At 66.6% G+C, this 14,598-nt stretch carries 8 protein-coding genes; 2 read left to right on the top strand and 6 right to left on the bottom strand.

What is annotated here, in order from left to right; translation table 11 throughout:
- Positions 1-70: 70 nt before the first annotated feature.
- The 6 genes from ASE78_RS14155 to ASE78_RS14130 form a co-directional block, all read right to left on the bottom strand.
- On the bottom strand, positions 71-1,018 hold the full coding sequence (locus ASE78_RS14155; protein WP_056498001.1) for a rhodanese-related sulfurtransferase: 948 nt from the start codon (positions 1,016-1,018) through the stop codon (positions 71-73).
- The gene (locus tag ASE78_RS14150) at positions 1,018-1,830 is read right to left on the bottom strand and encodes a LytR/AlgR family response regulator transcription factor (protein WP_055759312.1); all 813 of its coding nucleotides are present in this window, start codon (positions 1,828-1,830) and stop codon (positions 1,018-1,020) included. Before ASE78_RS14150 ends, ASE78_RS14155 begins: the two co-directional genes overlap by 1 nt.
- On the bottom strand, positions 1,827-2,927 hold the full coding sequence (locus ASE78_RS14145) for a sensor histidine kinase (protein WP_055759315.1): 1,101 nt from the start codon (positions 2,925-2,927) through the stop codon (positions 1,827-1,829). The genes ASE78_RS14150 and ASE78_RS14145 overlap by 4 nt, the downstream gene beginning before the upstream one ends.
- Before the next feature lie 149 nt (positions 2,928-3,076).
- The gene (locus ASE78_RS14140; protein ID WP_056498000.1) at positions 3,077-5,578 is read right to left on the bottom strand and encodes a TonB-dependent receptor; all 2,502 of its coding nucleotides are present in this window, start codon (positions 5,576-5,578) and stop codon (positions 3,077-3,079) included.
- A gap of 153 nt (positions 5,579-5,731) precedes the next feature.
- Positions 5,732-7,861 (bottom strand): NAD-dependent DNA ligase LigA, encoded by a 2,130-nt coding sequence (gene ligA / locus ASE78_RS14135; RefSeq protein WP_056497999.1) that lies wholly within the window; start codon positions 7,859-7,861, stop codon positions 5,732-5,734.
- A gap of 32 nt (positions 7,862-7,893) precedes the next feature.
- The gene (locus ASE78_RS14130) at positions 7,894-9,939 is read right to left on the bottom strand and encodes an EAL domain-containing protein (RefSeq protein ID WP_056497998.1); all 2,046 of its coding nucleotides are present in this window, start codon (positions 9,937-9,939) and stop codon (positions 7,894-7,896) included.
- Between the two features lie 273 nt (positions 9,940-10,212).
- Here ASE78_RS14130 and ASE78_RS14125 point away from each other — a divergent pair, with 273 nt between their 5' ends.
- Positions 10,213-11,733: a fumarate hydratase gene (locus tag ASE78_RS14125; RefSeq protein WP_056498162.1), complete on the top strand. Its 1,521-nt coding sequence runs from the start codon at positions 10,213-10,215 to the stop codon at positions 11,731-11,733.
- Positions 11,734-11,967: 234 nt separating this feature from the next.
- Complete coding sequence (clpB, locus tag ASE78_RS14120; RefSeq protein WP_056497997.1) at positions 11,968-14,544, top strand: ATP-dependent chaperone ClpB; 2,577 nt, start codon at positions 11,968-11,970, stop codon at positions 14,542-14,544.
- Positions 14,545-14,598: the final 54 nt, after the last annotated feature.

The raw sequence follows: 14,598 nt of genomic DNA, 5'->3' as shown, positions 1-14,598 counted from the left end.
GGGGGGGGGGTAGGGTAGTGGGAGCCGCAGCGTTTCCTCGCCGACCGACCCACCCCCGACCCCTCCCTTGTCAGGGAGGGGAGTTGTCCCCGTCACGCTCCATCCGCGCACCGACGTGGCGTTCCCCCCGCGCAGCGGCCAGCGCGACTTGCCGGTGGCGTTCCGCCTTGCCCGCCAGCGTTGCCGCATCATGGGTGCCGGCACAGGCGGGGCACTCCACCCCTTCGCGGTACAGCGGCGAGGCGCGGTCGGCGTTGTTGACCGGCCTGCGGCATCCGCGACACAGCGCGTGCGTGCCGGGCGTCAGTCCGTGGCCGACCGAAACCCGTTCGTCGAACACGAAGCATTCGCCCTGCCACGCGCTGTCCTCCGCCGGCACCGCTTCGAGATATTTCAGGATGCCGCCGTCGAGGTGATAGACCTCCTCGACGCCCTCGCTTTTCAGGAACGCGGTCGATTTCTCGCAGCGGATGCCGCCGGTGCAGAACATCGCGACCTTCGACTTGCCCGCCAGCAGCGCGTCGCGATTGGCACGAAACCAGTCGGGAAAGTCGCGAAAGCTGTCGGTCCCCGGATCAACTGCCCCGGCAAAGGTGCCGACTTTCACCTCGTACGCATTGCGGGTATCGATCACGACCGTCTGCGGATCGGCAATCAGCGCGTTCCAGTCGGCCGGCGCGACATAGGTGCCGACGATTCGCTTCGGATCGGTGCCCGGCACGCCCATCGTCACGATCTCGCGCTTCAGCCGTACCTTCAGCCGGTGGAACGGCATCGTCGCGGCATGGCTGAACTTGGGTGCCAGGTCTTCGCACCCCGGCACCGCGCGGATCGCGGCGAGCGCGGCGTCGATCCCCGCCGCCGATCCAGCGATCGTGCCGTTCAGCCCCTCGCCCGCGATCAGCAACGTGCCGCGCACGCCATGGGCCGCCAGCACCGCCTCCAGCGCGGCGCGCAGCGCCGGCGGATCGGCCACGGGAACGAAGCGGTACAGCGCCGCGACGGTAATCTCGGTCATCAGTGGACGAAGCGCGCCACCACGTCGCGATACGAGCGGCTGACCTTCACCTGCGATCCCGATTCGAGGATCAGGAAACATTCGCCGTTGGTATGCGGCTTCACCTGCTTGACGAGGTCGAGGTTGACGATCGTCGAGCGATGCACCCGCTGGAACCGGCGCGGGTCGAGCCGCTTTTCGAGGTCCTTCATCGTCTCGCGCAGCACCAGCGAATTGTCGCCGGTGTTGATGACCATGTAATCGCCCGCCGCCTCGATCATCTCGATCGTGTCGACATCGACGCGGAAAATCTGCCCGCGATCCTTGATGTTGATGAGTTTCTCGAACCGGTTGGCGCCGACCGCGTCGTCGCCGCCGCCATCGGCGGCTTCCATCTCGGCCGCCGTGTCGGGGGCGACCTCGGCCAGCACTTCCTTCAGCTTTTCGACCTCGGCTTGCCCACGCTTTTCCGACAGGCGCTGGCGCACCCGGTCGAGCGTGTCGGCTAGGCGCGATTCCTCGACCGGCTTCATCAGATAATCGACCGCATCGGCCTGAAACGCGCGGATCGCATGGTCGCTGTATGCGGTGACGAACACCACCAGCGGCGGTTCGACCTCCATCAGCCCCTGGACGACCGAGAAGCCGTCGAAGCCGGGCATCTGGATGTCGAGGAAGACGAGGTCGGGCTTGTGGGTCTTGATCGATCGGATCGCTTCGCGTCCGTTGGTGCATTTGTCGATGATCTCGACATCGTCATGCGCTTGCAGCCGCAGTTCCAGTCCCTGGATCGCCAGGGACTCGTCGTCGACAAGGATGGTACGGATGGTCATGCGGCCTCTTTGGTAACGTCTTGCGTCTGGAACGGCAGTTCGATCTCGACCACGAAGCCGCCACCCGCGCCGGAGCGGGTGTCGAACCGGTGATCGGGACCATAGGCCTGTGCCAGCCGGTCCCGGATGTTCTGCAACCCGACACCGGTCGACAGCGTCGGCCGCTTCGGGCCGTCGATCAAGCCGGGGCCGGTGTCCGATACGGCAATCTGCACCCGGTTACCGGCGAGCCGAGCGGTAAGCGTGATGTCGGCCCCCTCGATCTGCGGCGTGACCGCATATTTGATCGCATTCTCGACCAGCGGTTGCAGCAGCAGCGAGGGCAGCCGCGCGTGCGCGACGCGCGCGTCGACATCGAAACTGGTGCGCAGGCGCTCCTCGAACCGCATCTTTTCAATATCGAGATAGAGTTTGAGCGTTTCAACCTCCTGCTCGAGCGTCACATGCGCGGTCGGCTCGTTCGCCAGCGTGTAGCGCAGGAACGAGGCGAGGCGGCTGAGCATCACGTTCGCCTTCTCGGTCTGTTTGAGGAGGACGAGCGTCGAGATGGAGTTCAGCGTGTTGAACAGGAAATGCGGGTTGAGCTGATAGCGCAGCATCGCGAGCTGCGCCGAGGAGGCCTGCATCTCCAGCATCTGCATCTCGTCGACCTGCTGTTCGACCACGAGATAGAAGTTGATGCCGAAGTACAGCGCCGACCAGCCCGCCAGCACGGTGAAGTTCAGAAACAGCGTGCCCAGCACCAGCGAGAAGCTGACGTCGGGTGACACGTTGCGGATGAAGGTGAAGACGAAGGCGTCGATCAGCGAATAGGCGAAGGTCGCCGCCGACAGGGTACACATCGTCAGGAAGATCGCCGGCAGGCGCGGCATCGACCGGTAATAGCCGTAGAGCACGCTCATCAGCAGCGTCAGGCAATAGCCGACGATCACCTCGACGATGTTGCCCAGCACGCTTTTGAGCGACGCCGCGCTCGCCACCGTCGAAACCGATCGCAGGATCAGATAGCCGGTCCACCCGGCCGCCTGCAGCAGCCAGAAGGCACGGTTCTTCTGTTCGAAGAAGGGTCGCGAGAAAATGGCGGGCTTTAGCGTCATGCGCTCCGTCACATCGTTCTGCCCCTGTCCGCTTCTAGGCTGCGGGGGGCGGGTTGCAAAGCGGGTGTGTAGCGGAAACCCGCCCCAAACGAAAACCGCCGCCCCGTTTCCGGGACGGCGGTTTCGCGGATGGCCGGGTTCGGTAGGGCTTAGAAGCCGAACTTGACCGAGCCGATGACGGTACGCGGATAGCCGACCGAGAAGTTCGGGTTGCCCGAGCGTGCGTCGACCTGCGTGCTGATGTTGCCGAAATAGCGCTCGTCGAACAGGTTGCGGACGTTCAGCGACAGGCTGGTGCGCTTGAGGCCGTAATCCTCGAGGCTGAAACGCGCGTCGAGATCGACCAGCGTATAGGCACCGACGACCACGTCGTTCAGGTCGGTCGCGAACCGCTCGTCGACCCACTTGCCCTGCACGCCGAGGTTGACCGGGCCATAGTTGAACTCGGCACGACCACCGAACTGCCACTCAGGCGTTTCCGTGACCTTCTTGCCGCGCGTCGCGACGACCTGCGTGCCGGTGGTGCGGACGTTCGAGAGCAGCTCGGTATGGGTGTACGACGCGATCGCCGTCAGCCCGACCCACTGCGCCGGACGCACGGTGACGGTGCCGTCGAAGCCATAGCTTTCCACCGCGCCGATGTTGCGGTCGAACGAGATGCCCTGTTCGAAATCGAACGAGGTCACGATGCGGTTCTTGTAGCCGATGTACCAGCCCGTGACCTGCGACTGCACCATGCGGCTGTTGTAGCGCAGGCCGAGATCGAACGAGTCGGTCTTTTCCGGCTGCACGTCGATGAACGGCGCGCGGTACAGGTTGTCGGTGCGCGGCGCCGAGAGGCCCTTGGCGTAGCTGCCGAACATGCTGAGGTTGGTGTCGACGAAGTTGTAGGTGAAGCCGACGTTGGGCAGCAGCGCGTCGTAGGTATATTCCTGCGCATAGGGCGCATACAGCGGCTGGGGATTGCCCGTGCTGGTGAAGGCGGCGCCCGGCTGCACGATCACATAGGGCTGGGTGCCGACCACGGTCGGGTTGGGGATCGGCTGCGACGAGCAATAGGCGAAGCCGTCGCGTGCCTGGACCGGGCAGTAGGTCTGGAGATCGCGCTTGAAGAACGGCACGCGCAGACCGGCCTGGATGGTGAAACTGCGGTCGAAGAAGCGGCCGATATATTCGCCCGAGATCTGGTTCAGCAACGCCACCGACTTGCGATCACGCTGGGTGATGACGAAGCCGTCGGCGGCCAGCACCGGGCGGCCGTTGCGGCCCGCGAACGGATTTTCGGGCATGCCGTTCGAATAGAGATAGCCCCATTCGCCGGTCTGACGATGCTGCGCATTGTCATAGGTATAGGCGACGCGAACGCGCTGGTCGTCGCTGAAGTCGTAGCGCAGCGAGGCGATGCCGGTGTAGCGGTTGGTGTTGGTGATGTTCGGCGTGAAGAAGCGCACGGTGTCGCGGAAATCGCCGTCGCCGTTATAGTCGACGCCCTGCGAAGCGGTCAGGCTGCCCTTGGCACGGGGATCGCTCTCGCTCAGCGTCGTGCTGCCACCGCCATGGGCGAGGACATACTGGTACGACCCGTCGAGCGTCAGCGTCAGCCGGTCGGTCAGCGAAAAGCGCGAATTGGCGCGCACGTTGCCGGTGTTCGACGGGTTGATGCGGACGCCGTAATAGTTCGAGCAGTTGGCCGCCGCCTGTGCCGTGCCGTTCACCGGCGTCGGGGTCGAGCAGAGCGCGTCATTCTCGATGCCGTTGACGACCGCGAACTGGCTGTTCGTGAAGTCGAGCCGGATCGGGTTTTCGGGCGATGCCGCGGCGTTCGCCGCAACGACGCCGGCGGGCAGCGCATTGCGGATGTCGCTCAGCGTCGGGTTGCGAAACTGGTTGTTGCGGTTCTCGTTATAGTGGCCCGAGATGCGGATGAAGTCGCCGTTGTCGCCCAGCGGCTGGTAGATGCCGGCGTTGAACTGCTGCTTGCGGATTTCACCGGTGCCACGGAACTTGTCGTTCGAGGCCTTTGACGCCGACAGGAACGCGCGGGTGCCCGACGCGGTCAGGTTGCCGGTTTCGATCAGGCCGAACACGCGGTGGAAATCGAAATCGCCGTACGAAGCGACCAGCGTCGCCGACAGCGTTTCCGACGGGATCAGCGTGCGATAGTTGATCGTGCCGCCCGACGATGATGCGGTCGGGCTGTCGACGTCGGTCGCGCCGAGGTTGACGTTGATCTCGTCGACCAGCTCGGGGTCGAGCTGCTGGTTCGAATAGATCGCATAGTTGCCCGAATCGTTCAGCGGGAAGCCGTCGAACGTCAGCGAGACGCGGTTGCCGTCGAAGCCGCGGATGCGGATGTTGCCGCCCGACGAGCCGAACGGATCGCTCTGGGTGAAGTTGACGCCGGGAACGATGTTCAGCGCGTCGAGCACCGTGTTGCCGGGGGTCTGCTTCGCCAGGAATTCCTGATCCAGCACGACGCGCGCCTTGGGGCCGTCGGGAATCTTGATGCCGTCGACGCCGTTGTCGGCGCGCGAACCGGTGACGACGATGTCTTCCGATTCGAAATCAGTCGAACCGGTCGACTGCGCAAAGGCCGAGACAGGCAGGAGGAGCGCGGCAAAGGCCACGCCGGCAAAGAGCTTGGTGTTCATAAGTCCCCTTTGAATCGCAATATTTTTGGCGCGACTCGTCAGTTGGTTCGGGCGGTGCGCTTCACCGTCCCAGCGCCAATGAACGTCGCATATTTCTATTTTCTGACAATCGAAAGGGGGTGGCCAAGTCTCTGTTGGTGCGTTGCAAAAACATCACGTCGCATTCGATACGATCGCGTTCCACGCCGCCTCGTCGATCACGCGAATGCCCAGTTCCTCGGCCTTCGCGCGCTTCGATCCGGCATCGGCACCGACCACCACCAGATCGGTCTTTTTCGATACCGATCCCGCGACCCGCGCGCCCAGCGCATCGGCCTGCGCCTTGGCCTCGTCGCGGCTGAGCGTTTCGAGCTTGCCGGTGAACACCACCGTCTTGCCGGTCAGTTCCGAGGCGACGGTCGTGTGTTCGACCGGGGCGGGGCGGACTTCGCCCAGCAGATCGTCGACGACCGCGCGGTTATGCTCCTCGGCGAAGAAGGCGAGCAGCGCGTCGGCGACTTCGGGGCCGATGCCCTGCGTCTCGACCGCCGCGACCAGCGCCCGGCCGCGCCGCAGCACGAACTTGCGGTCGTTCTCGCCGATCGCCGGAACCGTTTCGGCGCGCACCGCCAGCGCGCGGTCGATCATCTCGCGGAACGCCTCGATCGTGCCGTAGCGCCGGGCGAGGTCGCGCGCGGTGATCTCGCCGACATGGCGGATGCCGAGCGCGAACAGGAACCGGTCGAGCGCGATCGTCCGCCGCGCCTCGATCGCGTCGAGCAGCTTGCCGACGACGAGGTCGGACATGCGCTCGCGCTGGACCAGCTCGGCGCGTTTTCCGTGCAGCCGGAAAATATCGGCGGGCGAGGAAATCAGCCCGTCGCGAAAGAATTCCTCGACCCGCACCAGCCCCAGCCCGGCGATGTCGAACGCATGGCGCGACACGAAATGGATCAGCCGTTCGACCCGCTGCGCCGGGCAGATGAGCCCACCGGTACAACGCACCACCACCTCGCCCTCACCACGTTCGGCGAGCGACCCGCACACCGGACATTCGGCGGGAAAGACGAAGGCGTCGCGCGGCTCGCCGGCGGTCAGATTCTCGACCACCTGCGGGATGACGTCGCCGGCACGCTGTACCACCACCCGGTCGCCGACGCGCACGCCCAGCCGCTCGATCTCGTCGGCGTTGTGCAGCGTGGCGTTGGTGACGACGACCCCGCCGACCGTCACCGGCTCCAGCCGGGCGACCGGGGTGAGCGCGCCGGTGCGCCCGACCTGAATATCGATCGCCCTGAGCGTCGTCTGCGCGCGCTCCGCCGGGAATTTATGCGCGATCGCCCAGCGCGGCGCGCGGCCGACGAAGCCCAGCCGCTCCTGCCAGTCGAGCCGGTCGAGCTTGTAGACCACCCCGTCGATGTCGAACGGCAGGTCGGCGCGGCGCCCTTCGATCGCGCGATAGACGTCGAGCGCCTCCGCCGTGCCCTCGCACCGCCGGAACGCCTCGGCGATGGGGAAGCCCCAGTCGCGCAAGGCCGCGACGACCCCGGCCTGAGTCTCGGCGGGCAGCGCGCTCGCCTCGCCCCAGCCATGCGCGAGGAATTTGAGCGGGCGGGCGGCGGTGACGGCGGCGTCCTTCTGGCGCAGCGATCCGGCGGCGGCGTTGCGCGGATTGGCGAACTGGCGCGCCTTGGCCGGATCGGGCGCGTCCGCCAGCAGGCGGGCGTTCAGTCCGGCGAAATCGGCCTTGGCCATATACACCTCGCCGCGCACCTCGAACACGTCGGGCGCGCCTTCGGGCAAGGTCTGCGGAATGTCGGCGATCGTCGCGACATTGGCGGTGACGTCCTCGCCGACCGATCCGTCGCCGCGCGTCAGCGCGCGCACCAGCCGCCGCCCTTCATAGCGCAGCGAGCACGACAGTCCGTCGATCTTCGGCTCGGCGGTCAGCGCCACGGCGACATCGTCGGCCAGCCGCAGGAAACGGCGGACCCCGGCGATGAACTCGGCGACGTCGTCGTTGGCAAAGGCGTTGTTGAGGCTCAGCATCGGCCGGGCATGCGCGACCTTCGCCAGATGCCCCGACGGCGCGGCACCGACCCGGCGCGACGGGGAATCGGCGAGCATGAGGTGCGGAAAGGCCGCCTCGATCGCGCGGTTGCGGCGGACCAGCGCGTCATACTCGGCATCGTCCAGTTCGGGCGCGTCCTCGCCGTGATACAGCGCGTCGGCACGGGCGATCTGCGCAGCGAGATCGGTCAGCTCGGCGGCGGCGTCCGCCTCGGTCTTGGGCAACTCGGTCATGCGCCGTGGCTAACCCCGGTAACGGTTTGCGATCAACCCCGGCGGCGGTTCATCATCCGCCGGTCGATCACGATCGGCTGGTCGAAATGCAGCCCGGCGCGGCCGTCCTGCGCCCAGCGCAGCGTCGCCGCCACCCATTGGCCATCGACGATCTCGATCCGCAGGCGATCGCCGACGAGATCGTCGTCGAACACGATCGAATCGATCAGCGCGCCGGTCGAACTCAGGTCGCGGATGCGGGCGATGCGGCGTTCGCCGGCGATCTCGATCGTGGCGCTGCGCAACATGCGGGTGCGCGGCGCGCGATTGGATTTCAGGCCGCTGCTCTCGGCGACGCCGCCGGCGCGCAGTTGCGTGATCGCCGCCTCGGCTTCCAGCGGCTGACCATAGACGAAACCCTGCACGCTGTCGCAGCCGAGGTCGCGCACGGCGGCGATCTCGTCGTGGAATTCCACGCCCTTGGCGGTCGTCTCGATCGCCAGTGCATTGGCCAGCGTCGTGATCGCGCGCACCACCGCTGCGTTGCGCCCGGCCACGTCGCCCACACCGCGCACGAAGTTGCGATCGATCTTGATCCGGTCGAACGGCAGGCGGCGCAGGCAGCCGAGCGACGCCGGCCCCGCCCCGAAATCATGGAGCGCGATCCGCACCCCGACCGTCTTGAGCGCGGCGAAGATCGTCGCCGAGGCGTTGAGATCGCGCAACACGCTCGCCTCCGCCACGTCTAGTTCGAGCCGGTCGGGCGGCAGGCCGGCGCGGGCCAGCGCGTTGGTGACGATCGCGGGCAAGGCCGGATTGGCGAACTGCGTCGCTGCCAGGTTCACCGCCAGATGCGTCTCGCCGCCCCAGCGCGCCGCGTCGCGACACGCGGTGCGCAACACCCATTCGCCGATCGGTTCGATCAGCCCCGATTCCTCGGCGACACTCAGGAAATCGGCGGGCAGCATCCGCCCGCGCTGCGGATGGTCCCAGCGCAGCAGCGCCTCATAGCCGGTGATCGCGCCATCGGCGGTCGCCACTACCGGCTGATAGACCAGCCGCATCTGGTCGAGCGCCAGCGCCTGGCGCAATTCGGTTTCGAGCTGCTGGCGCGACCGGGCCCCGTCGAGCAGCGCGTCGTGGAAGAAGCGGTGGACGCCGCGCCCCGCGCCCTTGGCGGCATAGAGCGCGAGGTCGGCATGCGACACCAGCGTATCGGGGCCATCGCCATGCTCGGGCGAAACCGCAATGCCGATCGAACAGCCGATCGACACGCACGCCTCGCCGATGAAAAAGGGTTGCGACAGCGCGGCGATGATTCCCTGCGCCAGCGTCGCCATCGCCGCCCGGTCGCCCATGCGCGGCAACACGACCTGGAACTCGTCGCCGCCCAGCCGCCCGACGAGGCCGGCCTCGCCGACTGCCCGCGTCAGCCGCGCCGCGACCTGTTTGAGCAGCGCGTCGCCGACCGGATGGCCCAGCGTATCGTTCACCGCCTTGAACCGGTCGAGGTCGAGCAGGAACAGCGCGGTCCCGTCATACCCCCCTTGCGCCAGCGTCTGTTCGAGCGACATGCGCATCCGCTGGCGGTTGGCCAGCCCGGTCAGGCTGTCGAACAGCGCGAGGCGGGTGATCGCCGCATCGGACTGGCGGATCGATCCGGTATCGCTGCCGGTGCCGACGAAGCCCTCGAAGCGGCCATAGGGATCGGTGGCGGGGCTGCCCGACACCGTCCAGTGCCAGTCGCCGCTGCCCTTGATCGCCGGGGTGACGGCATAGTCGGCGAAGGCGGTGCGCGCGCTCAGATGAAAGGCGATGGTGCGTTCGGCGTCGCCGCCGCGCTCGGCGCCGCCGGCGATGCGCAACAGGTCGATCAGCGGCATCCCCACCGGATCGAGGCCATGGTCGGCGAACACCGTGGCGATCTTGCCGCTGAGATAGGTCAGGCGGCCGATGCGGTCGGTCTGCCAGAACCATGTCGGGCCATGGTTCTCCGCCTCGCGCAGCAGCAGCAGCGCGCGGCCGGCATCGCCGCGGGCGGGATCGTCCGATCCCTGTACCCACGATCGCAACGCCGCCTTCAGTCCGCCGTGGTGCAACGTCCGTCCCCTTGATCCGACAGGAAGCGATAGCGCGCAGAGGTGAACGAAGTCTTTGCAAGGCAGGCGTCGCACCCTGTAGGACGGCAGACAAGAGTCCGTCTGGAAACTCGCGGAAGAGCGAGTTTCTTGTGCGGTGCCGGCCCGCTCCCCCACCCGGCCACCCATCGAGGATACCGTGTGGGTGGCCGGGTGGGGGAGCGGGCCGGCACCGCAAAACGCGCATCCGCGCGTTTTTGGACAGACGCCAAACCGCTTGCCATGGACCCGCCGATGACCGTCACCATAACCGAAGCCGACCTGATCGACAGCGTTGCCGACGCGCTCCAGTTCATCAGCTATTATCACCCGATGGATTATATCCGCGCGCTGGGCGACGCCTATGCCGCCGAGACGAGCCCGGCCGCCAAGGACGCGATCGCGCAGATACTGACCAACAGCCGGATGTGCGCCGAGGGGCATCGCCCGATCTGTCAGGACACCGGCATCGTCACCGTGTTCGTCAAATGGGGCCAGGACTGCCGCCTCGCCTCCGACCGGTCGTTGCAGGAGGTCGTCGACGAAGGCGTGCGCCGCGCCTATCTCCACCCCGAAAACAAGCTGCGCGCCTCGATCCTCGCCGATCCGGCGTTCACCCGGCGCAACACGAAGGACAACACGCCATCGGTGCTGCATGTCGAGATGGTGCCGGGCACGAAGGTGCATGTCGACGTCGCGGCCAAGGGCGGCGGCAGCGAGAACAAGTCGAAGTTCAAGATGATGAACCCCAGCGATTCGATCGTCGACTGGGTGCTGGAGATGCTGCCGCAGATGGGGGCCGGCTGGTGTCCGCCCGGCATGCTCGGCATCGGCATCGGCGGCACCGCCGAAAAGGCGATGCTGCTCGCCAAGGAATCGTTGATGGGCCAGATCGACATGGCGCAGTTGAAGGCGCGCGGACCGCAAAACGATATCGAGGCGCTGCGCATCGAGCTGATGGACAAGGTCAACGCGCTCGGCATCGGCGCGCAGGGGCTGGGCGGGCTGTCGACCGTGTTGGACGTCAAGATCCTCGACTGGCCGACGCATGCCGCTTCCAAGCCGGTGGCGATGATCCCCAATTGCGCCGCCACCCGCCACGCGCATTTCACGCTCGACGGATCGGGGCCGGCGTATCTGGAGACACCCAAGCTGTCCGACTGGCCCGACGTCAACTGGACACCGGACAAGGCAGCTATCCGCGTCGATCTCGACACGCTGACCCCCGAAGTCGTCGCGACGTGGAAGCATGGCGACCGGCTATTGCTCAATGGCAAGATGCTGACCGGCCGCGACGCCGCGCACAAGCGGATCGCCGACATGCTGGCCAAGGGCGAGGAACTGCCGGTCGATTTCCGCGGGCGCGTCATTTATTATGTCGGGCCAGTCGATCCGGTCGGCGAGGAAGTCGTCGGACCCGCCGGTCCGACCACTGCCACCCGCATGGACAAGTTCACCCGCATGATGCTCGATCAGGGCCTGCTGGCGATGGTCGGCAAGGCCGAACGCGGCGTCGATGCGACCAAGGCGATTGCGGAGGCCAAGTCGGCCTATCTGATGGCGGTCGGCGGTGCGGCCTATCTGGTGGCGCGCGCGATCAAGGGGTCGCAGGTCGTCGGTTTCGCCGATCTGGGCATGGAAGCGATCTACGAGTTCGAGGTCGAGGACTTCCCGGTGACGGTCGCGGTCGACAGCGAAGGCCAGAACGTCCACCACCTCGCGCCCCTGGTCTGGCGCGAGAAGATCAAGCGCGAACGGCTGCTCGAAGGAGCGTGAGGCTGGAGGCGGGGCATGGTTGTGCCCTTTCACCTGCCCCAACGTCACCCCGGACTTGTTCCGGGGTCCACCACGCCGCCGACGATGCGGTCCGATCCTGACCGGCATCGCCCGCCGATAGGTGGACCCCGGAACAAGTCCGGGGTGACGATGATGGGCAATACCCCCTAACGACGCCTCTTGTGTTGCCGATATACCACACCATATCGCGGCCAACATCACAGGGGAACGCCCATGAACCTCGAAAAATTCACCGACCGCGCGAAAGGCTTCCTGCAAGCCGCGCAGACCGTGGCGATCCGCAACAGCCATCAGCGGATCGCCCCCGAACATCTGTTGAAGGCGCTGCTCGACGACGATCAGGGCATGGCATCGGGGCTGATTGCCGCCGCCGGTGGCGACGCGCGGCGCGTCAATGCCGATACCGACGCCGCGCTTGCCCGGTTTCCGGCGGTGTCGGGATCGGGCGCGCAATCGTCGCCCGGCCTCGACAACGACCTCGTCCGCCTGCTCGATCAGGCCGAACAGATCGCGGCGAAGGCGGGTGACAGCTTCGTCAGCGTCGAACGGCTGCTGCTGGCGCTGACGCTGTCGCAAGGGCCGGCGGGCAAGGCGCTGACCGCCGCCGGCGTCACGCCGCAGGGCCTGAACGCCGCGATCGACAAGCTGCGTGGTGGCCGGTCCGCCGACACGGCGGGTGCGGAAGACCGCTACGACGCGCTCAAGAAATTCGCCCGCGATCTGACGCAGGCGGCGCGCGACGGTAAGCTCGACCCCGTCATCGGCCGCGACGAGGAAATCCGCCGCACGATCCAGATCCTCGCAAGGCGGACCAAGAACAATCCGGTGCTGATCGGCGAACCCGGCGTCGGCAAGACCGCGATCGCCGAGGGTCTCGCGCTGCGCATCGCCAATGGCGACGTGCCCGAAGGACTGAAGGACCGCGCGCTCATGTCGCTCGACATGGGGTCGCTGATCGCGGGTGCCAAATATCGCGGCGAGTTCGAGGAACGGCTGAAAGGCGTGCTCGACGAGGTGAAGGGCGCCGAGGGTCAGATCATCCTGTTCATCGACGAGATGCACACGCTGATCGGCGCGGGCAAATCCGAAGGCGCGATGGATGCCGGCAATCTGTTGAAGCCGGCGCTCGCGCGCGGCGAACTCCACTGCATCGGCGCGACCACGCTCGACGAATATCGCAAGCATGTCGAAAAGGACCCCGCGCTCCAGCGGCGGTTCCAGCCGGTGTTCGTTGGCGAACCGACCGTGGAGGACACGATCAGCATCCTGCGTGGCCTCAAGGAGAAATACGAACTCCACCACGGCGTCCGCATCACCGACGGCGCGCTGGTCTCGGCGGCGACGCTCGGCAACCGCTACATCACCGACCGCTTCCTGCCCGACAAGGCGATCGACCTGATGGACGAGGCCGCCAGCCGCATCCGCATGGAGGTGGAGAGCAAGCCCGAGGAGATCGAGAGCCTCGATCGCCGTATCCTGCGCATGAAGATCGAGCGCGAGGCGCTGAAGCGCGAGAGCGACGCCGCCAGCCTCGACCGGCTCGACACGCTGGAGGAGGAACTGGCCAATGCCGAGGAGCAACTCGCGGGCCTTACCACCCGCTGGCAGGCCGAGCGCGACAAGATCGCCTCCGAAGCGAAGCTGAAGGAACAGCTCGACGCCGCGCGCATGGCATTGGAACAGGCGCAGCGCTCGGGCGATCTGGCGAAGATGTCGGAGCTGACCTACGGCACCATCCCGACGCTGGAGAAGCAACTGGCCGAGGCCGCCGGTGCGTCGGCCGGCGCGATGCTGCGCGAGGAAGTGACCGCCGACGACATCGCCGCCGTCGTCAGCCGCTGGACCGGGGTCCCGGTCGACCGGATGCTCGAGGGCGAGCGCGAGAAGCTGCTCGCGATGGAGGAGGCGCTCGGCAAACGGGTGATCGGTCAGGCCGAAGCGGTCCGCGCGGTCGCCACCGCCGTCCGCCGCTCGCGCGCCGGATTGCAGGACCCCAACCGGCCGCTCGGCTCGTTCCTGTTCCTGGGGCCGACCGGCGTCGGCAAGACCGAACTGACCAAGGCGCTGGCCGAATTCCTGTTCGATGATCCCAGCGCGATGGTGCGCATCGACATGAGCGAGTTCATGGAGAAGCACGCCGTCGCCCGGCTGATCGGTGCCCCTCCAGGCTATGTCGGCTATGAGGAAGGCGGCGTGCTGACCGAGGCGGTGCGGCGCAGGCCCTATCAGGTCGTGCTGTTCGACGAGGTCGAGAAGGCGCACGGCGACGTGTTCAACGTGCTGTTGCAGGTGCTCGACGACGGGCGGCTGACCGACGGGCAGGGGCGCACGGTCGATTTCTCGAACACGATCATCATCCTCACCTCGAACCTTGGCAGCCAGTATCTGACCAACCTCGGCGACGGGCAGGGGGTCGAAAGCGTCGAGCCGCAGGTGATGGAGGTCGTGCGGTCGCACTTCCGCCCGGAATTTCTCAACCGGCTCGACGAGATCATCCTGTTCCACCGCCTGGCGGCCGATCACATGGCGCCGATCGTCGACATTCAGGTCGCTCGCGTCCGCCGCCTGCTCGCCGATCGCAAGGTGAAGATCGACCTCACCGAGCCTGCGCGCGCATGGCTGGGGCGGGTCGGCTATGATCCGGTCTATGGTGCCCGGCCGCTCAAGCGCGCGGTGCAGCGCTATTTACAGGACCCGCTCGCCGACCTGATCCTGCGCGGGTCGGTCAAGGACGGGTCGACGGTGTATGTCGATGAGGGTGACGGCGCGCTGACGCTGTCAGTGGGCTGATCTCGCACCGCCCGCATCCAGTCAAAAAGAAGGGGGCGCTTCCGATGTGGAAGC

Source organism: Sphingomonas sp. Leaf25 (assembly GCF_001421635.1).
Lineage (GTDB): Bacteria > Pseudomonadota > Alphaproteobacteria > Sphingomonadales > Sphingomonadaceae > Sphingomonas.
This window is presented reverse-complemented; position numbering and strand designations above follow the sequence as displayed.

Bases quoted from the DNA above. Each gene is read 5' to 3' on its own strand.
- ASE78_RS14155 (WP_056498001.1), bottom strand. From the start codon at position 1,018: ATGACCGAGATTACCGTCGCGGCGCTGTACCGCTTCGTTCCCGTGGCC.
- ASE78_RS14150 (WP_055759312.1), bottom strand. From the start codon at position 1,830: ATGACCATCCGTACCATCCTTGTCGACGACGAGTCCCTGGCGATCCAG.
- ASE78_RS14145 (WP_055759315.1), bottom strand. From the start codon at position 2,927: ATGACGCTAAAGCCCGCCATTTTCTCGCGACCCTTCTTCGAACAGAAG.
- ASE78_RS14140 (WP_056498000.1), bottom strand. From the start codon at position 5,578: ATGAACACCAAGCTCTTTGCCGGCGTGGCCTTTGCCGCGCTCCTCCTG.
- ligA (WP_056497999.1), bottom strand. From the start codon at position 7,861: ATGACCGAGTTGCCCAAGACCGAGGCGGACGCCGCCGCCGAGCTGACC.
- ASE78_RS14125 (WP_056498162.1), top strand. From the start codon at position 10,213: ATGACCGTCACCATAACCGAAGCCGACCTGATCGACAGCGTTGCCGAC.
- clpB (WP_056497997.1), top strand. From the start codon at position 11,968: ATGAACCTCGAAAAATTCACCGACCGCGCGAAAGGCTTCCTGCAAGCC.